Source organism: Lysinibacillus sp. UBA6686 (assembly GCF_002455205.1).
Lineage (GTDB): Bacteria > Bacillota > Bacilli > Bacillales_A > Planococcaceae > Lysinibacillus > Lysinibacillus pakistanensis.
The window spans coordinates 1-20,786 of record NZ_DKJS01000079.1; the positions used below are offsets into that span (position 1 = coordinate 1).

The following is a 20,786-nucleotide window of genomic DNA, read 5'->3' on the forward strand; positions in this document are numbered from 1 at the left end:
CCCGATTGGCTACGAGAATTTTACGTATACATGTCAATTGACTTCCCTCCATTTAGAAAGTTTTTTTGATTAAAAAACATTTTCGTGTCTTAGTATCTTAGAGAATAGAAAACGCTTCCAAGAGACTTCCGTTGTAACCTTTCTTATTTAAATAAATCGTTCATTTCACTATGGAATCATCCAAGCCAGTACATTACTTTGTAAGTAAGTGAGAATACAAATAAATAACAGCAGCAGAATACTATACTTTAAGGCAAAACGCAGTAATTCTGATTCTCGTCCAACAAGGCCAACTGCTGCTGCAGCCACCGCTATTGACTGCGGTGAAATCATTTTGCCAGTTACACCTCCTGATGAATTCGCAGCAAGTGCTAGCACCGGGTCCATCCCGACAGAATCTGCGGTAACCTGTTGTAACTTGGCAAATAATACATTTGACGAAGTATCCGAACCAGTGATAAATACGCCAAGCCATCCTAATACGGGTGAGAAGAATGGGAATAATGCACCCGTTTTCGCTAACACTAAGCCAAGCGTTGTCATCATACCAGCAGTATTCGTAACATAGGCATAACCAACAACACTACAGATTGTGATCAGTGGGAACTTAATCTCATTCAACGTTTCGAAAAATGTTTTACTCCACTCTCTCCAAGAAATTTTCACTATAAATTTGGACACAATAGCCGCTAACAAAATAGCTGTTCCCGCAGCACCCAATAACTCTAACTTATAAACAGCAGCAATTGGATCACCAGTTGTACCATTCAATACTTGATTATGCAAAAAAGGAACTTCAGGCATAAATGTTAGGGTTTGTCCTAAGACATTTACACCTTTGAGTATCATATTTGCGCCTTCATAATGTCCTGTAAGTGCACTTTTAATCGTAGGAATCCCCCAGCAAGAAATAAAGAGCGTTAGAATAATAAACGGGGACCATGCCTTCACAATCGCTGCTCCACTATATGATTCATTGGTAGCCTTTGAAATAGGAACCTCTCGCTCTGAAGCAAAGCGATAAATTGTTTTTGGTTGCCAAAATTTCATAAAAATCGCTAGTGCAAATAATGATACCAAGGCAGATAAAACATCTGGTAATTCAGGTCCTAAAAAATTAGAGCTTAAATATTGTGTAACAGCAAATGAAATTCCAGATACTAAAATTGCTGGCAAAACTTCCAAAGCTTTTTTAAAACCAGTCATAATGAAAATTAAAAAGAATGGAATAAAGACTGCTAGAAATGGCAATTGTCGACCAACCATTTTCGAAATTTCGAACGCTGATATACCTGTTGGACCTTCCATTGCTGTAATAGGAACACCTATTGCTCCGAATGCTACTGGCGCTGTATTCGCAATAAGACATAGTCCAGCGGCATACAAAGGATTAAAGCCAAGTCCAACCAATAATGCTGCTGATATGGCAACAGGTGCTCCAAACCCAGCAGCGCCTTCAAGGAAAGCCCCAAAAGAAAATGCTACGAGTAAAGCTTGAATACGCCTATCCTCAGTAATTGATAATACAGAATGACGAATGATATTAAAATTGCCTGTTTTCACTGTTAAATTGTATAAGAAAACAGACGTTACAATAATCCAGCCAATTGGTACCAGCCCATAAACCGCTCCTTGAGAAGCAGACATAATAGTTGTTGCTACAGGTACTTTAAAAGCAAAAACAGCCAACAGTAATGACACAAATAGCGTTGTTAAACCTGCCATATAGCCCTTCATTTTCTTTACAGCTAAAGCCCAGAAAAAATAAAGAATCGGAATTACTGCTACAGCGGCTGACCACCCAAGACTATCTCCAACAGCTGTGAAATTTTGTGTAAATGTCATATTTCATACCCCCCATATATTTTCTCCCAAATTCATTTTTACGCCACACTAGTACTCGGTATTTTCCACTCCTCTCAAGTCATTCACATCACCAGAAGATTTTTCTGTCGATTCCATTCCCTTCTTGTAGAAATAACTTCTAACAAAAGAAATACACTATCGCTCCCATGTTATTGTAATAAACCTTCAAATTCTTCTACTGCTATTTAAACAACAGAATATTAGGTCATCTGATGACCGCATGATAAGATTATATTAACTATATTCTCAAAATTCAATATTTTTTTGAAATCTTAAAATTCGACATATAAAAATTATTTGTTACTTATAGTTCCATATTATTTACACAAAGTATTCACGTTAAAGAGTAAGTAAATTACTTTTCTTCATGTATAATAAAGATATGATTGAGCATAAATGAGGTGTAGCTCCTTGGAATTAAGAAAAATTAAACCAAAAAAAATCTATGAAGAAGTATCCGAAATCCTTTATGAAAAAATTAGAGCTGGTGTACTGAAACCTGGTGATCGTCTTGACTCTGTTGAACAGCTTGCAGAACAATTACAGGTAAGTAGATCCGCTATACGAGAAGCACTTTCTGCTTTAAAGGCAATGGGACTCATTGAAATCAAACAGGGTTCAGGAACCTTTGTTAAAAGCATCCAGCCGAGCCAACTTGATTTTCCCCTATCGACAGCAATATTAACAAATAAACAAGATGTTGCTCATTTGTTAGAAGTGCGCAAAATCATTGAAGTAGGTGCAGCTGCAAGCGCAGCTATCCATCGAACGGACGAGGACATTCAAGCCATGATTCAAATATTGGATGAAATGAAACGTGTACAAGGAGATGGCGAGCTAGGCGAAAAAGTGGATTTCCAATTTCATGCGGCCATTTCTAAAGCATCACAAAATCCCATGCTTGCAACTATATTAGACCAAGTCTCAGGGTTAATGATTGAAACAATGAAAGAGACACGTCGAATTTGGTTATACTCTAAAAAAACAACAAGTGAGCAGCTATACGATGAGCATATGCAAATCTTCCTTGCCATTAAACAGCAAAATGAAGAGCTGGCAAAGCATGCTATGGCCTCCCATTTAAGCAATGTCGAAAAGGTTTTAATGCAATATTTTGAAACAACTGAATCAATGAAATAACAATAGCTGCCTAGTTTTTATATAGGCAGCTTTTAAATTTTTCGAAAATTTATAATAAACACTTTTACTCATTTGAAAAGTTGTAGTATTATAAAAATAATCTATTTACCCAATATAGTCATCAGATGACCGGTTGAATTATGCAGAATTTCAAGTCAATCGTAATTGTTTGGGAAGTGAATCTACCACTTAAAAGAACTTCCCCAGTTAATGTAGGAGATAATAAAAAGGAGCGATAATCATGAAAGTTACACTATTTGCAACTTGTTTAGTTGATATGTTTCAAGGAGATGTAGGAAAAGCTGTTGTTGAAGTACTTGAAAGACTTGGCTGTGAAATTGATTTTCCAGAAAATCAAATTTGCTGCGGCCAGCCAGCCTATAATAGTGGCTACGTAAAAGAATCTAAAAATGCCATGAAAAAAATGATTACAGCATTTGAACATGCTGAATATGTGGTCTCTCCTTCAGGCTCCTGTGCGTATATGTTTAAGGAATATCCAGAGGTTTTTAAGGAGGACCCGATTTGGGAACAAAAAGCACAAGCATTAGCAGACAAAACCTTTGAATTTACAGAATTTATTGTCAATGTATTAAAGATTGAGGACGTTGGAGCCCATTTAGAAGGGATAGCTACTTATCATACATCCTGCCATATGACACGCCTACTTGGAGTAAAAGAAGCACCACTTAAATTATTACGTCAAGTGAAAGGTTTACAATATGTGGAACTGTCAGGAAAAGATCGCTGTTGTGGATTTGGTGGTACCTTTTCAGTAAAAATGGGCAACATCTCAGGAGAAATGGTTACTGAAAAAGTACAAAATGTAGAACAAACAGGAGCAGATATCCTTATTGGCGCTGATGCTGGTTGTTTAATCAATATTGGCGGTCGAATTGATCGGCAGGGGAAGCCAATTAAAGTGATGCATATTGCAGAAGTATTAAATTGTCGATAGATTAAAGGGGGTAATAGCAATGGCAATGAAAACTAGTGACGATCAATTTAATCATCGAGTAACGAAGGAGTTAGACAATACATTTATGCGTGGAGCTGTGTCAAGTGCACAGGAACGCTTTCAAACACGTCGACTTACACAGGCTGAAGAGCTTGGTCATTGGGAGGAATGGCGCTCTCATGGAGAAGAAATTCGCAAGCATGTGCTAGCAAACTTAGATTTTTACTTATATCAGTTAAGTGAAAATGTTGCACAAAGAGGTGGACATGTTTACTTTGCACAAACTGCAAAAGAAGCAACAGACTATATTCAAGGTATTGCAAAAAAGAAAAATGCTAAGAAAATCGTAAAGTCAAAATCAATGGTTACAGAAGAGATCAATTTAAATACTGTGCTAGAAGAGCTTGGTTGTGAAGTTATTGAAACAGATTTAGGTGAATACATTTTACAGGTGGATGATCATGAGCCACCATCCCACATTGTTGTTCCAGCCTTGCATAAAAATAAGGAGCAGATACGGGATGTTTTTAAAGAAAAGCAAGGCTATGATAAAACTGAAAAACCAGAGGAGCTTGCCCTCTATGTCCGTGAAAAACTTCGGAATGAGTATTTGACTGCTGATATTGGCATCACAGGCTGTAATTTTGCCATTGCAGAAAGTGGCTCTATTACACTTGTTACAAATGAAGGTAATGCAGATTTAGTGACTGCCCTACCGAAAACTCAAATTACCGTTATGGGCATGGAACGAATTGTTCCTACATTTGAAGAGATGGAGGTCCTTGTCAGTTTATTAACAAGAAGCGCTGTTGGTCAAAAGCTAACGAGCTATATTACAACTTTAACGGGGATTAAAGAAGAAGGCGATACAGATGGCCCAGAGGAATTTCATTTAGTCATTGTTGATAATGGGCGCTCCGATATTTTAGGAGGCGAATTCCAACCAATTCTACAATGTATTCGCTGTGCAGCATGTGTCAATGCATGTCCTGTTTATCGTCATGTTGGTGGTCATACGTACGGCTCCATCTATTCAGGGCCTGTGGGTGTTGTACTCTCCCCATTATTAGGTGGCTACGATGACTATAAGGAGCTACCATATGCCTCCACACTGTGTGGGGCATGTACAGATGCTTGTCCTGTGAAAATTCCATTACATCAGCTTATTCATCGCCATCGTCAAGTAATTGTTGAAAACGAAGGAAGAGCACCTGTTTCTGAAAAGCTATTAATGAAAGCTTTTGGTCTAGGTGCCTCCTCCCCTACTCTTTATAAAATGGCGACAAAGATGGTCTCACCTGCAATGTCACCATTTACTAAAGACAATAAAATCTCAAATGGTCCTGGTCCTTTAAAAGCGTGGACAGAAGCAAGAGATTTTCCTGCACCCAATAAAGATAGTTTCAGAAATTGGCTAAAGCAACGTTCTAAAGGAGGAGAGCAGTGATGATAGGTACTATAGAAAATAGAGATGCCTTTTTATCAAAAATCGCTCAGCAGCTTGGACGTGCACCCAAAACTGAGCTTACACAACCTATATGGCAATATCAGCCACAAGAGAGAGTGCTCAAAAATGCAACAAAAGATGAATTAGTAGAGATTTTGGTGGAGCAATGTAAAAATATTCATACAGACATTGTGTTAACAGATACAGCTAATCTTACAAAGGATTTACAAAAAATCGTTGATAATTATGGAGGTCGTTCAGTAGTTACATGGAGAGATGAGCGTTTTGAACGTTTTGGCCTCACATCACACTGGTCACAAATGGGCATTCAACTGTATGAATGGAACCCGGCACAGCATGAGGAAAATATTCGGCAGGCTGAAAAAGCAAATATCGGCATTACCATAAGCGAAATAACATTAGCTGAATCAGGAACTGCTGTACTTTTTAGTAGCAAGAATAAAGGTAGATCTGTTAGCTTCTTACCAGAGAAATCCATTATTTTGATTCCTAAAAGTACAATCGTTCCACGTATGACGCAAGCTGCCCGCTTTATTCGTGAAAAAATAAGAGACGGAGAGCAAATCGCCTCCTGTATCAACTTTATTACAGGACCAAGTAACTCTGCTGATATCGAAATGATTCTGATTGTAGGTGTACATGGGCCTGTTAAAGCAACATACATCGTCATTGAGGACCAGTAATTTTCTCTGGCACTATCGCTACTAATTTTTATTCAAGATACAGATACTTAGGAGTTGGTACTACATTTAGATTAGTTGAAAAGATAAACCAGACATTCTATAAATTGCAGAATGTCTGGTTATTTTTTGTACTACTTAATAAAAGGCGAATTAATTTGTTAAACTCTCTGTTACAATTTCTTTATTATAAAATTCTGGGTGTGCTTCTTTTAAGACAGAAGCCCGGAGCAACACCAATGTAATCGTTACAATAATTGCACTTGTAGAGAGTAAAATAGCCGTTGCTGGTAATGTATCGTACAAAATGCCGTACACCATCATACCAATTGGCATCATCGACATAGCCATCGTTTCCATTAATCCAAATACACGTCCTCGGTATTCTTCTGCTATTAGCTTTTGCATATAAACACCAATAGGCATATTAATACCCATTTCAAAGATTGCAAAAATAAAGTAAATCACAATATAAAAAATCACAATCGTTAAATACGATAATTTCATCAATAATGGTAATACGGCTAAGCTCAAACTACTTGCTAGCAGCAATAAGCTGATTTTAGAAAAACGTAACGGTACTTTAACCTCTGCCCTTGTCGCAAAATAAATGGAGGCAATGAGCATACCAAAAGCACCAGAAGCTTCGATAAAGCCAAAATGTGTAGATTTTACTTTTAGTAATTCAATAATAATATAAGTCCCACCAACAACAATGGCAGAGAAGAATAAATTAATCCATAATGACATCCACATTACGGTTTTAATAACCTTTTGCTGCTTAATATAGCGAAAGCCACTAGTAAGCCCTTCCCAAATCTTTTCCTTTTTCACATCTTCTTCCCTTGTACTATAAAGATTAAAGTTCATCGTTGCTTCCAAGAGAAAAGCAATTGAATAGGCAATCATATTGACTATTAAAAATACTTTCATTGAGAAAAACCCATACATCATTCCCCCGATTACTGGCCCCCCAATTGCAGCAACAGATACCGATAATTGGTTGAATGACATGGCACGCTGTAATCGCTCTGGATTGACCAATGTTGCGATTGCAGATGAGAATGTTACACCTGAAAAAGCGGAGCATATCGCAGTAAAAACTGTTGCTACATAAATAGCATAGACCGACATCCCTACTGTTTCTGTATAGAGCAGTAAGCCCCCTACTGTTAAAATCGTTCCTGCTTGTGCAAGTAGAACTGTACGTTTTTTCGAGTAATTATCAGCAACATGGCCAGCTATTGGTGCAACAAGTGCTCGCGGTAATACTGAACATATCATGTTGGTCGCAAAGCTTGTTGCAGACCCCGTCATGGCTAAGATATACAAACTAATCCCAAAGGATAGCACATTCGTCCCTAGCATCGCTATCAATTTGCTGGCTGTAAATGTCCATAAATGATAGGTTGCTTTTTTATATTTTGCTGCTTCATCCATTCTAAAACCCTCCAAATTTTTAATAAAAATTAAAAGTTTAATTTTATTAAACAAAATATAGCATAACTTCTACTTTTCACGCAATAGAAAGTTTAATATAATTAAACAAAGGTCATGTTATAAATAAAGGAGGCGAGGCAGTGAACTCTTTAGGTACACGAATTCGCAATTTAAGAAAGGAACGAAAATTAACATTAGAGGCTCTTGCTGGCGATCGTCTTACAAAAGGAATGCTAAGTCAAATTGAAAATGATAAGGCTAAGCCCTCGATGGAAAGCCTTGACTATATCGCGGAGCGTTTAGGGGTAAAAGCAAGTGAATTACTTGAAGAAATAGCACCTTCTACAATACGACATCTTTTAGAGCAGGTGGAAATTTTTTATGCAGAAATACAGCTTGGTGATACTAAAAACCTGGAACAAACTATAGAGATGATTAAGCCTTATGTAGAAGAGCTCCCACTTAGCTATGAAGCAGGTCGTTTACTGTATATTTACGCGGTAGCACAATATCAAGCAGGCATAACGACATGGGAATCGCCACTCAATCGTGCACGCTTTATATTTAAAGAAATTAATTTACTGAGTCATTGGTTTGAAACCTATGTCATACAATCAGCTGTTTTCATGGAAGGTCGAAACTATAATATGGCTTATTCCTGTATCTTACAGGCTAAGGAAGAGGCTGAGCAGGAAAATTATCAACTTGATTCACGAGATGCTGGGAAATTGGCTTATTATATTAGCATTTTTCAATTAGCCATCGGAGAACATGAAGCAGGGAAACAACTCGTTAAAGAATCGATTGCCAATGCACATAAAAACCAATTTTATTATTATATTGATGATATGTATCGTATAGCAGCGTTTTGTGCCATGGTTGACAATGATTTCGAACAAGCAGAGCATTTGATAACAAAGCTTGAGCAATATCGTGTTTTTGTGGAACAAGCAGATGTGGATGCTTTTATTTTCACATTACGAGCTCACTATTATAACAATTACACCCATGATTATAAAAAGGCACTAGAGGAGATAGAGCGTTTTCGTCCACTTATGGATATGGGAGCCATCAAATTTGATAAAAACCTATATTATTGCGAAAAAGGTAAATCCTTATATTTACTAGGTCGATATGAAGAAGCTAAGGAGGCTTTTGAACATTTTACAAACATTCCTTCCTTCATCCTACATCCATTTGACATTTTAGGCTTTAATGAATGCTTCTCCTATAAGGCACTCTGTTATGCACATTTCGGTGAGTTAACAACAGCCTATGAAATTGCAAAAATGGCCTATATGGATTCACAGGATTTAATCGATCTTCCGTATAAGCAAAAAATTGAAGAAACCTATTATTCCATTAAGGGACAAATTGACACTGTGAAATAAAAATGATCTATTGTGAATTATATATTGCTCATTTAAATAAATTCGAAACTTTATTACTAAAAAAAGGGTAGAGAAAAAAAGAAATTTTCCTCTACCCCATCTAACCCTTACCTGTTATCCCTTCTCATTTCCTTCTGAATCTTGCGTAGAGCTTTTTTCGAGCCACGATCAATATCATGCTGAAGCTTGCGTTCCTTATAGTCTACAAATAATGTTTCCAAATCATAATCTTCAGGATATAGTTCAGTTGCAGAAAGCTCTAATACCAAACGCTTACTATTTACCTCCATAAACTGTTCCTTATAATACACGACAACATTATAGTAATTATCTACTTCTTTGTAGACAAGCCCAACATCATCATAATCTAATAATTTCACTCGATCCCCTTTGGAAAATTTATGGTTCATCTTTGTGCTCTCTTTTCCTATTTTAGGCCTTCTAATTTTACTGTCATGAACCCGTTCTAGCTGGTAATCCTTATTGTCCAAATAGTCCTTGGCACGCTGTAATACTGTTTTGCGAATATTCATTTTCTGTGAAATCCAAAGCGCATTACTTTCGCCAGAGGCACCAATCATTAATTGATACAATGGCTCCAATGTTTCGCTATTAAAACGCATAGCCGCATTCATAAAATCACTGTGCATTTCAGAAAAACGTTTTATTTCACCGTAATGGGTTGTAGCTACTGTTATACAGCCCATATGATAGAATTCCTCTAAAATAGATATAGCTAATGCCGCTCCTTCGTTTGGTTCCGTCCCACTGCCGATTTCATCAAAAAGTAATAATGTATGATTATTCGATGCCATCATAATGTCCGAAATATTTTTCATATGAGACGAAAATGTACTAAGGGCATTTTCAATGCTTTGATTATCACCAATATCTACGAAGATATTATCAAATACAGCTATTTCGGTTCCTTTTTCGGCTATGATATGGAAGCCTGACATGGTTGCCAATGTTAAAAGGCCAATCGTTTTGAGGACTACCGTTTTTCCACCAGCATTAGGCCCTGTTATAATCAAGCTTCGGTAATCTTGACCGATTTCAAACGTTAATGGCACCGCATTCCCTGGTAATAAAGGGTGCTTCCCATTGATTAATTTGATAGTGCCATAATCATTCAAGCTTGGCTCAATGCCTCCTACTTGCTTGCTATACTTAGCTTTAGCAAAAACCATATCATACTGACTAATCAACTCCATATTAATCGTGATTTCTCGAATATTTTCCATCAGAAGTCCTGATAATGAAGCTAAAATCTGATATTCCTCGATAGCTTCCTCCGCTTTCAGGGTCGCCAACTCTACATTTAATTTTGCAACTGCGCTAGGTTCTATAAAAACTGTAGCACCCTTCGCTGAAATTTCCACCACTGTTCCCTGTACATGATTTTTATAGGACGCCTTAATAGGAATTGTGTAACGATCGTCCTTTTTACTAATAAAAAATTCCTGTATATAGGTTTTATTTGCACTACTGTTTAAAAATTTTGTTAAGCGTTCTTTAATTTTCTCCTCTGTCGCATCAATATGGTTTCGGATACGCTTTAGGTCTCGACTAGCCGCTGAATCTACGCGATTAGCTTTAATCGCAAAATTTATTTCCTCTTCTACACTTTTAAATTCAGCCATCGACAGAGCATAGGATGCAAGAACTGGCGCAAAAAACTCCTTCTCCAACATAAATTTTTTTATTTTGCGGCATCCCCGTAAAAAATCTGAAATGCTTATTAACTCACTTGGGTCTAAAATAACCCCTTTTTCAAGCTTCTTGATGGTGCTGTCAATATTTGTTACGCCTAAAAACGGAATATACCCCTCTGCATCTAAAATGGCCCGTGCCTCTGTCGTTTCGTTCAATCGATTTCGCACAACAGATATGCTAGAACTTGGCTCTAATTTATCCAATAGCTGTTTACCTAACCCACTCACACAGTAGCATTTTACCTTTTCCTTCAATTCATTATATTGTAACTTCTCAAGAGTAGTATAATTCATTGTTAATTCTCCTCACTATGATTTTTTAGAATCATTCATGAAGATACCTATTATTAGATAGCAATGATTTTATTAAAATAAAAAAAGCTGCGGGGATACCACAGCTTTCACATTACAAAGGGTATGTAATAAGCATCCTGAAAAAACCTCATCAACATGAAGTTAGTCAGTGCATTACACGCTTTATAAAGTATTGTAGGTATCTTCATAGGTATTGAAATAAATGCATGACCAAATAAGGGGTTACTTTTCCATAAATCCCCTGTCGTCAATCATTTTATTTCGATGTAATTATTCCTATTTAGAACCTACTACACTCACAAAAAGCACCTCTCAATATTTTTCATTGTTATCTAATTTGTCATTATCTTACTATATGCAATAAAAAAAGTAAAGGTGCTTTCATCTTCTTAGTAAGACTGAGATATGCTCTTGGCTAACTGACATAAATGTAACAAAGAAAAAACCTGTAGAAAATTTCTACAAGTTCTTATAAGCAGATTTATGATGAGCCTTTCTCGTTTCAATGATTTTCGAGCCAGAAAACAGTAGTAAAGCTACCCAAATAATACTAAATGCAATTAACTCTACCTGACTAAACGGCTCTTTATATAACACAATCCCTAAAATTAAGACAATAGTCGGTGAGACATATTGTATAAAACCTAGTAAATAAAGCGGAATATTTTGTGCACCTTTTGCAAATAAAATTAAAGGTATAGCTGTCACCAAGCCACTAACAATCATCAGGATGTCTGTTTTTGCATCAACATGTAAAAATGAAGCTTGCTGCGTTGTGAACAGATAGACGTAATAGCCTAATGCAATTGGTAAAATGAATAATGTTTCTATAGCTAGTCCTCTAGTGGCATCAAGTGAAATTTTCTTTTTCAATACACCGTAAATGGCGAAGGATAATGCAATAAGCAGTGCTACCCATGGAACAGAACCATAGTTAATCGTTAAAATAATGACTGCAAGAAAGGCAATTCCTGTAGCTCCCCATTGTGCACGATTAAGCGTCTCTTTAAAGAAGATAACCCCAAAAATAACTGAAAGCAGCGGATTAATATAATAGCCTAAGCTTGTCTCAATTAAATGGTTATGTGTAACTGCCCAAATATATAAATACCAGTTCATAGAAATGACAAAGGATGCTCCTGCCAACTGCCAGAAATGCTTTTGGTGTGACCATAAATACTTTAAATCTGCTAGAAGATCCTTACGCATGCCAAATAGGACTACTGCTAGTACCGTAAAGACAAAGGACCAGATGACTCGAGATAATAATATTTCCATACTCGGTACATGCTCGAGTAATTTCCAATATAGAGGAAAGGCACCCCAGAAGACATAAGCCAAGAACGCTGCCAAAACCCCTTTTTTTTCATTTGACATTGCCTCTAACTCTCCTACTCTTGTTGAAATCGATTACGACTTTGCGCAATTTTTAAAGAATAGACTAATTATAGGACTTAGCTCTGGAACTGTAAATGCTTAATTTACAGCCTTTCTATATGGAGCTATGCATTATCCTCAGATTCAAGCTCAGAAATATAGTTACGCACCATTCTATAGCTAATATCTGGATTAATTTGCCGTTTAATACGAATATGGATTTCCTTAATACCTACACCCTGCTCCCGCATATCACGAATCATTGATTTGAGAGGGCCTGAAAGTGACTCTCTCGACAACGCAGTGTATTTACTTAATTCAAAAAGTAGCTCAGTATTTTGTCTGCGAAGCTCCTTCAGCTCATCAACTGCACAATTATATTCAGTCAACTTCTTTTGTAATACCACATTTTGCTGCTTTAATTTTTGCACTTCTTCCGTAAGCTGTAATTTTTGTTTTTTTAATCGTTTTCGCTCCTGCTCTAAAATATGATGTTTCTCATCTACATCAATATGCATGGCGTTATACAGCTCTTCTATATGCATTAATCCCTGATACCGATTTTGTGATACGAGTATAAGCGTTTCCGTCGTATTAATGGCAAGGGCCCCATCTTTTAATGTTTCACAAGACAATCCAGTTGCATTTACTTTGCCCATTATTGTTTCTTCACTCCACTACTAGAATCTTCGTGTAATGGTATTGCTATAATAACCATCTATCCACACACTTCCTCCATTGATAATCATTCTCATTAAAATAATCATAATGACTATTTTCTTTTTTGTCAAAGACAAATCTAGGAGAGATCTGAAAAGTAGCTTAAATTCGTATTCATCTCACCACCTATTGAGATGTGAGAATTCTGTATCTCACGCATTTGCTGAAAAAATTAAATATCCTGCGCAAGAAAAAGCTTCTTGCATACTGCAAGAAGCTTTAAGGTTACATTTTTTTCAGTTTTTCATATTCAAGCTGTAGGCGTTCTATACGTTTTCGGCCTTCCTCACGATTTCTCGCTGTCTCCGCTTGAATTTGTTTTGTTTCTTGAATACCAGCCATAATTGTTTGCCATGTTGTTTCAATTGTTTCAATTTTTATGCTTGGGCTACCTGCAGAACGTGCGATATTGACACTATTTTTACTAATATTCTCTGCGTTTCTCACAAGCATTTCATTTGTACGACGGTCCAGCTCACTCATTGAATCTGAAATAAGCTTTTGGCGTTTTAACGTTACAGCATGAATGAGTCCTTGCTTAAAAATCGGTATTGTTGTAACGAACGCAGAGTTAATTTTAGCAATTAAATGGTTATTCCCTTGTTGCATCAATCGAATTTGTGGAGCAGACTGGAATGAAACTTGCTGTGCCATTTCAAGATCATAACGACGTTGCTCAAGTAACTCCACAGCACGGAGCAATGTTTCATATTCCATTGCTGCTAATTGATCACCAGTTTGAGCTTTTTGTTCAAGCGCTGGCAATGACGAACGTACTTCGTCAGTTCTTACTTCAATCGCGGCAACAAACTTACTCAACGTTTGGAAGTAGTCTAAATTTTGATCATAAAGATTTTCGAGATCAACCGTATTTCGTTTCATCTCAACTTCATATTTTTGAATCTCACGATAGATCACATCAACTTCCTTATTCATGCTGTCATATTTGGATAGAAACTTTTCTAATTGTTCCTTTCCTTTTGTAAATAGCCTTGTTAGGAAGCCTCCCTTTTTGTCCTCCGCAAAATCTTGAGGATCAAATTTATCCATAATTCGATTTAAGTTATTTAATAATACACTTGATTCCTCAAGCTTACTCGTTTTCATTGTTGCAAGCATTTTATCTGAAAAAGTAGAAATGCCATTCGCTGTTTCTTTTCCAAGCTCTAGCATTGCAATTTGATCTTTTACATCAATTTTTTGTGCTAAGGCATGAACCTCAGGATCTTGCTTTAATGCCAACTGATTTTGAGCAATTTGAGATAACTCTTGCTCAGAAACAAGTACTGGTTTTTGCTCTTGCTCCACTTTTGCTAATGGATTAGGCTGTAATAATGGATTTTCTGATGCGAATGGATCTTTCGATTTTAATAGGTCATTATTGAATTCAGACATATTGATTTACCCCCTGCGATTTATCTTCTACTATTTACGATTCCAGTACAAAAAAGTTTCATTTATTCAAGCATTGCAAAAAATGAGTTTGTCAATCTATATGAACCCTCCGAATGCTCAAGCTGAAGTCTAAAACTTGTTGGGTTAGAAATATCGACAAAAACCTGCAATTGCTCACGATTATTCAAGATTGAGACTAATTCATCACTCTTAGGTACCTGTTGCTTAAGCTTGTCAAAAAACAGTTCCTTCTCTTCCTTTGATGCGGGACGATCATTTGATTTTTGTTTTAAAATAGCATCAATTTGTGCTTGCGATAACATAGTTTCAACCCCTTTTATAAATTATAGCTTGTTTTACGAGGAAATTCGACAGAATCCATTAAAAACTTGACATTGTTTTCTATGTTTGACATGCACACACTAAAAAGTAGCTATACTCTGTAAGATTATAATTGTACATGAGGTCCTAAAAGTTGCTTAGTTGGAATTAAACTGAATAATTCGATATGAAATAGGGTCATTTTATCAATAACGATAAATTGATCCTTTATGATTTGACAACTTATTCTTCATGAATGATTTTTGTAGTCTCACAATACTATTGTGTTCAGACTTAGAAATAAACATAAAAGTAATGTTTCTCGCTGGACATACGTCACTTCTTTTCATAATTAATATTAGTGTGTAAAGAATGGAAATCCATGATGGGGGAAATACTGTAGTTCTCTTTTGCAAATAACAAGTCAAAATTAAACAAAATCAATACGGAGGTAAAAAAATGAATGTCCTTGATTGTATCATTATAGGTGGAGGTCCTTCTGGGTTAAGTGCTAGCTTAACTTTAGGAAGGGCTAGGAGAAATATTGCATTAATTGATGATGGGACAAATAGGAATAGAGTGACACAAGCGTCACATGGATTTATTACACGAGATGGGATAAAACCACAAACGTTTAAAGAAATAGCGTTAAACGAATTGGAGAATTACCCGTCCGTATCATATCTTAATGCAACAGTTACTGAAATTATGAAAGATATAGGTAATGAGCGATTTACTGTCAAAACATCTACTAGTCAGGAAATTGTTTCAGAAAAAATAATACTTGCCACCGGTGTTCAAGAAATATTTACTTTACCAAGTATAAGAAAGTTTTATGGGAAAAGTCTATTTAGTTGTCCGTATTGTGATGGCTGGGAGCAAAAGGATAAGCCATTAGTGGTTATTGCAGAAAAAGAAGAGCATGTACTGCATTTGACTAAGTTAATTTATAATTGGTCGCAGGATTTGGTTGTCTTAACGAATGGAGTTCACTTATCTAAAGAAGGTAAAATGGAGTTACAAAAACACAATATCAAAATTATATCAGAAAAGATAAGAGACTTCATAGGTAAAGACGGGTACTTACAAAAAATAGAGTTTGAAACAGGAGCAACCATTATAAGGTCGGGTGGATTTGTTGCCCCATCTTATTATCGCCCCAATCAGTTTGCTGAGAAGCTTGGCTGTGAAATTGATGAAGATGGAAAAGTAATAACAGATGGTGTTGGTAGAACAACTCAAAAAAACGTATATATTGCAGGGGAAACCGAAAGATCTAAACCCTCCTCTTTAATGATTTCAGCTGCTAAAGGTAATAAAGCTGCGGTTTCAGTAAATACTGATTTAACGATGGAACGCTTTTAATTACGTCATTGGTGCCTTATTATCCGCTTGACGGGATGCTAATCAATGGTTTAACCCATTTTATATGCTAGAAGCAATATCATACTAAGATGCATTTCTACAACTGTTGGAGTCATCGCTTTAATAGCAGGATACGGAATTCGGGGCAATCAGCAGCAGTATTAATAGAACAAAAAAGGCTTGAAAAATAGATGAGCTGTTAAATTAAAGTAAAGGCTACACAAATCTTTACTAGAAAAAATGTATTTTGAGCTAGTTTAAATAAATCGATTTGCTTTTATAATTATATTTTTTAAATGGATGACTTTTACTAGGTAGGCTATTTGGTTGTGGATGGTAAATATTCCTGATATCGATAAATAGAATCTAATGGGTCATGCATTATAGGGGTTTCTAGGGATGAAAAAGTCGCAAATAGTTTCACACTTCCAATTGATTTAAAAATAACTCTTTCTATAGTCCACAACAAAAAGAAACGGAACGAGGTAATAATCTGTTCCGTTTCGAATTACAGTAAAATGTTTAATATTTTAATTTTGTTGAACGCTTGACTTTTAATAAAACAAGCCATAGCTGCTCTATCGTTTATGTTGTCACTTTTAAGACCGTTTTAATTTTTTGGATCACGCCGCCTGTGCTATAAGTTAAAACACTACGCTTATAGAAGGATAGGCTAAATAAATAAGCGATAATAATCGTTGCTACTAAAATACCTAATGATAAAAGTGGTACCATCCCCCCTATATCAGTAGCCCCAATGCGCATCGGCATAACCATGCCAGATGTAAATGGAATATAGGAGAATATCTTAATAATAAGCGTATCTGGATTGCCGATACCAGATAGCATTACATAGAAGCCGATTAATGTAATCATCATTGCAGGCATTAATACCTGGCCCGCTTCCTCAACTTTGGAAACTAATGAACCGAATAGAGCCCCTACAATTAAATAGAGGACGATTGTCAAGAGTAGGAAAAGTATTGCATAAATAACGTATCCCAGCGACAATTCCTTTACAATGCTTGTAGCAGCATCCCAAATAACTCCATTCTTCACAAATTTAGCATACACAAGGAATACCACTGCAATAATTCCCATTTGTGTTAAAGCTAATAACAACACACCAGCAATTTTTGCCTTAAAATGGGTAGCTGGTTTGACACTCACTAAAAGCATTTCCATTGCACGTGAGCCTTTTTCGGAGGCAATCTCTGTTGTAATCATAGATAAGAATGTGGAAATAAAGAAGTAGATTAATATACCAACTGCATAGGACACCCATAGTCCTGATTGCTTTTCCTCTTCACTTTTACCACCAGAAGATTCTTCATTTAAATTTTTATTGGAGATAATTGTTTTAGCACTCATAATTTGCGCTGCCTGCTCAGATGTTAATGATAATTTTTGAACAGCATAATGCTGACCCGCATATTGCAGTAATGAAGAGATAGTAGTTTGATCATTTAGTTTTAACGGTGTGTACGTTGCTATTTCAGCATGCAATTGACCATTCTGATCTGTTATTTTAACGATTGCATCAAGCTTCTCGTCCTTGACCTTTTTCTCTAGCTTTGATAGATTTTTTTCATTCTGTAAAAATTTCATATCATCATTGGAAACGAACAGCCCACTTAAGTCGGCAGTTGTTTCATTTACAATGGCTATTTGCTTTGCCTGATCATTACCTGTAAATAACTCCTTTATATCCGACCAAAAAATGGCAACGGACATCGCGAGTATATAAAGACATGTCATTAATACAAAAGACTTTGATTTTAATTTTGATCTATATAGCTGTTTCATTAATAAATTAAACTTCGACAATGTTGCCACCAACCTTATCCTTAAAGATCTCATCTAATGATAAGTAATCTAAACTAAATTTCTCAATATATTCGCCATTGGAAAGCTGTTGGAAAATGCTCTGTGCAAAGCTCTCGTCCTTCAAAGTTAGCACTGTTTGCTCTTTCTCAACGCGCACATCTTTCACACCCTCAAGTGTCAACAATTGAGTGGTTGACCAATCTGTACGTACAGCCAATTTGGTTTTCCCGTATTGTTTCTTCAAATCCAGCAAACTACCTGAAAAAAGAGAGACACCACGTTTCAATAAACAAAGGTGATCACACAACTCCTCAACATTATCCATTTGGTGACTAGAGAACAAAATCGTTGTGCCCTGTTCTTTTAAAAGTAATATGGCATCCTTCAGTAAATCTTTATTGACAGGGTCAAGCCCACTGAATGGTTCATCTAATATTAAGAACTGTGGCTTATGAATAAAGCTCGCAATTAGCTGTACTTTTTGCTGATTCCCCTTCGATAGTGTTTCTGCTTTATCTTTCCGCTTTTCCTCAAGCTCAAATCTACTTATCCAAAAATCAATATCCCTCTTTAACTCCGCCTTTTTCATTCCACGAAGCTCACCAAAAAAGTATAATTGATCCTCAACCTTCATCGTTGGGAATATACCCCGTTCCTCAGGTAAATAACCGAGAACATCACGGTTAATAGCATTCACTGGTTTACCATCCCATGTAATCGTCCCCTCCGTTGTTTCCTGCAAATCCAAAATCATACGGAAGGTCGTTGTTTTACCAGCACCATTTTGCCCAATTAACCCAAAAATCTCCCCTTTTTCTATGTGGAAATTAAGATTATCTACTGCTGTAAAATCCTTATACTTCTTTGTGACATGCTGTAATTGTAATGTCATTCTTTTTCCTCCCTATTAGTCTATGTAATACTTGTAAGCAATCTGTCTTTCTCTAATCCTCATAAATATGAGTAAGCCATTTTAATTTCTTTTTACGGATCGTTAATAAGGAAATTAAGAAGACATTAAATCAATTTCGCCTTGGCGTAATTGCGTCCGGATTTTGAATTGTGTCCGCACAATTCATTCCTTTAAAAATCCGTGACATCAGCCGGAGGCTTTATCTTCATTCAATAGGTATTTGATTACCCACTGAAAAGGAACCAAAACCGCATTATCTCACCACCTGTAGAGGTGAGAGCCTACTGCTGAATGAAGATAAACAAATCCATGGGGATGCTTGGTTAACTTGATGTGTAAGCATAATTGGTGCAATGTTCAATAACACTGCAAATGCATTAATCAGACAAGCCAAGATAAACAATGTATTAATACGGGACAAATATTTTATTTTTTCTGATTTCCCGGAAAATATTTTGAAATGCCCCTCCTCTTTCCTTTTTCTGAAGTAAGTACGCCCATACCCCAAATGAATTTACATGTTCAATATTCATCGTATCTAAAAAATCATAGTAATCTTTTTTTCGTTTTAGCACCATTTCATTGCGATAAATGTATTCGCCAGATTTGCCATATTCAAAGAGAAAAATGAATGGCCAAAACTTTTTTAAGTGCCAGCCTTGTTCTGCCATGTAATTAACCCATTGTTCTTCTCGTTCATAATCAATAAAAAAACGAAAATTAAATATTTTCACAGAGTTATCCTCCTCTCTAATCTGTAAACACATCCAGTTCCTTCTTCAAATTTTTACGCACTCGCATAAGCTTAAGGATTGGTCCCACTAATAACATAACGATAAGAATATTAGTACTATTCAATAGCAACTTCAACATATCTGTATGCTGCCCTCCGGAAATACTAATAAGTCCTATTATTCCAACAAACAAATTCAGTAGGAGAATTAATGATAGCAACGTAATTTTTTTGGACAAATTACTGATTTTAGTTTTTTTATCAGAGTAAAGTTCAAAGGGTCCTTCATGAGCAGGCTTTCTAAAGAAAACAAAGTTTCCAGAACGGTCTACTTGTTCTATCCCAGAGGATTTAAGAAAATCTAGGTACTCATCCTCATAGGTAGAACCAAATCGCTCCAATTCATCATGGCGATAAATATAGCTACCTGGTTCATCTTGCTCAAATGTAAAACGAATCCAAGTAAATTTTTTTAAATGCCAGCCTTGACTAGCCATCTCATTAACTCTTTTCTCAATATCATACGGATTCATCACTAACCAATATTTATGCAAAGTTCCCATCCTCTTTCGTTATACGGATACCATTATCAAAAAGTTCCCTTAATCTTAAAATTTCATAGTGCACAACTTCTTTTCCACTCTCAGTGATTACATATTCCTTTTTTCGCCCATCATCTTCTAGCGCTTCTATCCAGCCCCGTTCCAGCAAGGTTTTTATCGCACCATAAATTGTTCCAGCCCCAAGCCGAACACGACCATTACTCATTTCCTCTACCAATTGCATAATCCCATAACCATGCCTCGCATCAAATAAAGCTAATAAAATATAATACACGCCTTCCGTTAACGGCGGATGCTCTTGTGTCATACAAATCCCCCTCTATATCGCACAACAATATATCGACATACGATATAATAAAGAATATATCAGCAGACGATATAGTTGTCAATGTTATTCATGTAGATTTCGATTCTATCTGAGCAGTTCTCTTTGCCACCCGAGCGCTTTCTCGTCCTGCCTGAGCAGTTCGTTTCGCCACCTGAGCACTTTCTCGTCCTACCTGAGTAGTTCGCTTCGTCACCCGAGCGCTTTCTCGTCCTACCTGAGCAGTTCGCTTCGCCACCCGAGCGCTTTCTCGTCCTACCTGAGCAGTTCTCTT

General features: G+C 36.4%; 19 protein-coding genes. 6 read left to right on the forward strand and 13 right to left on the reverse strand.

Annotated features, from left to right (window positions below; all coding sequences use genetic code 11):
* Positions 1–168 precede the first annotated feature (168 nt).
* The gene (locus B2R82_RS21065) at positions 169–1,845 is read right to left on the reverse strand and encodes an L-lactate permease (RefSeq protein WP_286926857.1); all 1,677 of its coding nucleotides are present in this window, start codon (positions 1,843–1,845) and stop codon (positions 169–171) included.
* Positions 1,846–2,277: 432 nt separating this feature from the next.
* Here B2R82_RS21065 and B2R82_RS21070 point away from each other — a divergent pair, with 432 nt between their 5' ends.
* From B2R82_RS21070 to B2R82_RS21085, 4 genes are all read left to right on the forward strand, one after another.
* Positions 2,278–3,006 (forward strand): FadR/GntR family transcriptional regulator, encoded by a 729-nt coding sequence (locus tag B2R82_RS21070; protein WP_286926858.1) that lies wholly within the window; start codon positions 2,278–2,280, stop codon positions 3,004–3,006.
* Between the two features lie 241 nt (positions 3,007–3,247).
* Positions 3,248–3,964: a (Fe-S)-binding protein gene (locus B2R82_RS21075; protein WP_286926859.1), complete on the forward strand. Its 717-nt coding sequence runs from the start codon at positions 3,248–3,250 to the stop codon at positions 3,962–3,964.
* A gap of 19 nt (positions 3,965–3,983) precedes the next feature.
* Positions 3,984–5,411, forward strand: a complete 1,428-nt coding sequence (locus B2R82_RS21080) for a LutB/LldF family L-lactate oxidation iron-sulfur protein (protein WP_286926861.1) — start codon at positions 3,984–3,986, stop codon at positions 5,409–5,411.
* The gene (locus tag B2R82_RS21085) at positions 5,411–6,115 is read left to right on the forward strand and encodes a LutC/YkgG family protein (RefSeq protein WP_286926906.1); all 705 of its coding nucleotides are present in this window, start codon (positions 5,411–5,413) and stop codon (positions 6,113–6,115) included. Before B2R82_RS21080 ends, B2R82_RS21085 begins: the two co-directional genes overlap by 1 nt.
* A gap of 150 nt (positions 6,116–6,265) precedes the next feature.
* On the opposite strand, the gene B2R82_RS21090 is transcribed toward B2R82_RS21085, so the two are convergent.
* The gene (locus tag B2R82_RS21090) at positions 6,266–7,552 is read right to left on the reverse strand and encodes an MFS transporter (RefSeq protein WP_286926862.1); all 1,287 of its coding nucleotides are present in this window, start codon (positions 7,550–7,552) and stop codon (positions 6,266–6,268) included.
* A gap of 140 nt (positions 7,553–7,692) precedes the next feature.
* Between B2R82_RS21090 and B2R82_RS21095 the strand changes: the two genes are divergently transcribed.
* Positions 7,693–8,943, forward strand: coding sequence for a helix-turn-helix domain-containing protein (locus B2R82_RS21095; protein WP_286926863.1), 1,251 nt, complete (start codon positions 7,693–7,695; stop codon positions 8,941–8,943).
* Positions 8,944–9,050: 107 nt separating this feature from the next.
* On the opposite strand, the gene B2R82_RS21100 is transcribed toward B2R82_RS21095, so the two are convergent.
* From B2R82_RS21100 to B2R82_RS21120, 5 genes are all read right to left on the reverse strand, one after another.
* A complete protein-coding gene (locus B2R82_RS21100) occupies positions 9,051–10,952 on the reverse strand; it encodes an endonuclease MutS2 (protein WP_286926865.1) in 1,902 nt (633 codons plus the stop codon).
* A gap of 480 nt (positions 10,953–11,432) precedes the next feature.
* On the reverse strand, positions 11,433–12,350 hold the full coding sequence (gene rarD / locus B2R82_RS21105) for an EamA family transporter RarD (protein WP_286926867.1): 918 nt from the start codon (positions 12,348–12,350) through the stop codon (positions 11,433–11,435).
* Between the two features lie 125 nt (positions 12,351–12,475).
* Positions 12,476–13,009, reverse strand: a complete 534-nt coding sequence (locus B2R82_RS21110) for a hypothetical protein (RefSeq protein ID WP_286926869.1) — start codon at positions 13,007–13,009, stop codon at positions 12,476–12,478.
* 286 nt (positions 13,010–13,295) lie between these two features.
* Complete coding sequence (locus B2R82_RS21115) at positions 13,296–14,465, reverse strand: toxic anion resistance protein (RefSeq protein ID WP_286926871.1); 1,170 nt, start codon at positions 14,463–14,465, stop codon at positions 13,296–13,298.
* A gap of 62 nt (positions 14,466–14,527) precedes the next feature.
* A complete protein-coding gene (locus B2R82_RS21120) occupies positions 14,528–14,788 on the reverse strand; it encodes a hypothetical protein (protein WP_286926873.1) in 261 nt (86 codons plus the stop codon).
* A gap of 457 nt (positions 14,789–15,245) precedes the next feature.
* On the opposite strand from B2R82_RS21120, the gene B2R82_RS21125 reads away from it, so the two are divergent.
* Complete coding sequence (locus B2R82_RS21125; protein WP_286926874.1) at positions 15,246–16,151, forward strand: NAD(P)/FAD-dependent oxidoreductase; 906 nt, start codon at positions 15,246–15,248, stop codon at positions 16,149–16,151.
* Positions 16,152–16,736: 585 nt separating this feature from the next.
* Here the strand turns inward: B2R82_RS21125 and B2R82_RS21130 are convergent.
* The 6 genes from B2R82_RS21130 to B2R82_RS21155 all read right to left on the reverse strand — a co-directional run.
* Positions 16,737–18,011, reverse strand: coding sequence for an ABC transporter permease (locus B2R82_RS21130; RefSeq protein WP_286926876.1), 1,275 nt, complete (start codon positions 18,009–18,011; stop codon positions 16,737–16,739).
* Complete coding sequence (locus tag B2R82_RS21135) at positions 17,965–18,870, reverse strand: ABC transporter ATP-binding protein (RefSeq protein WP_286926878.1); 906 nt, start codon at positions 18,868–18,870, stop codon at positions 17,965–17,967. Before B2R82_RS21135 ends, B2R82_RS21130 begins: the two co-directional genes overlap by 47 nt.
* Before the next feature lie 428 nt (positions 18,871–19,298).
* The gene (locus B2R82_RS21140; RefSeq protein ID WP_286926880.1) at positions 19,299–19,625 is read right to left on the reverse strand and encodes a DUF2812 domain-containing protein; all 327 of its coding nucleotides are present in this window, start codon (positions 19,623–19,625) and stop codon (positions 19,299–19,301) included.
* Positions 19,626–19,641: 16 nt separating this feature from the next.
* Complete coding sequence (locus B2R82_RS21145) at positions 19,642–20,187, reverse strand: DUF2812 domain-containing protein (RefSeq protein ID WP_286926882.1); 546 nt, start codon at positions 20,185–20,187, stop codon at positions 19,642–19,644.
* The gene (locus B2R82_RS21150; protein ID WP_283871835.1) at positions 20,171–20,494 is read right to left on the reverse strand and encodes a PadR family transcriptional regulator; all 324 of its coding nucleotides are present in this window, start codon (positions 20,492–20,494) and stop codon (positions 20,171–20,173) included. The genes B2R82_RS21145 and B2R82_RS21150 overlap by 17 nt, the downstream gene beginning before the upstream one ends.
* 88 nt (positions 20,495–20,582) lie before the next feature.
* Positions 20,583–20,786: hypothetical protein (locus B2R82_RS21155; RefSeq protein ID WP_414674131.1), on the reverse strand; the 204-nt coding region annotated here is incomplete at its 5' end.

Bases quoted from the DNA above. Each gene is read 5' to 3' on its own strand.
- B2R82_RS21150 (WP_283871835.1), bottom strand. From the start codon at position 20,494: ATGACACAAGAGCATCCGCCGTTAACGGAAGGCGTGTATTATATTTTA.
- B2R82_RS21110 (WP_286926869.1), bottom strand. From the start codon at position 13,009: ATGGGCAAAGTAAATGCAACTGGATTGTCTTGTGAAACATTAAAAGAT.
- B2R82_RS21080 (WP_286926861.1), top strand. From the start codon at position 3,984: ATGGCAATGAAAACTAGTGACGATCAATTTAATCATCGAGTAACGAAG.
- B2R82_RS21075 (WP_286926859.1), top strand. From the start codon at position 3,248: ATGAAAGTTACACTATTTGCAACTTGTTTAGTTGATATGTTTCAAGGA.
- B2R82_RS21145 (WP_286926882.1), bottom strand. From the start codon at position 20,187: ATGGGAACTTTGCATAAATATTGGTTAGTGATGAATCCGTATGATATT.
- B2R82_RS21085 (WP_286926906.1), top strand. From the start codon at position 5,411: ATGATAGGTACTATAGAAAATAGAGATGCCTTTTTATCAAAAATCGCT.
- B2R82_RS21100 (WP_286926865.1), bottom strand. From the start codon at position 10,952: ATGAATTATACTACTCTTGAGAAGTTACAATATAATGAATTGAAGGAA.
- B2R82_RS21090 (WP_286926862.1), bottom strand. From the start codon at position 7,552: ATGGATGAAGCAGCAAAATATAAAAAAGCAACCTATCATTTATGGACA.
- B2R82_RS21115 (WP_286926871.1), bottom strand. From the start codon at position 14,465: ATGTCTGAATTCAATAATGACCTATTAAAATCGAAAGATCCATTCGCA.
- B2R82_RS21065 (WP_286926857.1), bottom strand. From the start codon at position 1,845: ATGACATTTACACAAAATTTCACAGCTGTTGGAGATAGTCTTGGGTGG.
- B2R82_RS21120 (WP_286926873.1), bottom strand. From the start codon at position 14,788: ATGTTATCGCAAGCACAAATTGATGCTATTTTAAAACAAAAATCAAAT.
- B2R82_RS21125 (WP_286926874.1), top strand. From the start codon at position 15,246: ATGAATGTCCTTGATTGTATCATTATAGGTGGAGGTCCTTCTGGGTTA.
- rarD (WP_286926867.1), bottom strand. From the start codon at position 12,350: ATGTCAAATGAAAAAAAAGGGGTTTTGGCAGCGTTCTTGGCTTATGTC.
- B2R82_RS21135 (WP_286926878.1), bottom strand. From the start codon at position 18,870: ATGACATTACAATTACAGCATGTCACAAAGAAGTATAAGGATTTTACA.
- B2R82_RS21130 (WP_286926876.1), bottom strand. From the start codon at position 18,011: ATGAGATCTTTAAGGATAAGGTTGGTGGCAACATTGTCGAAGTTTAAT.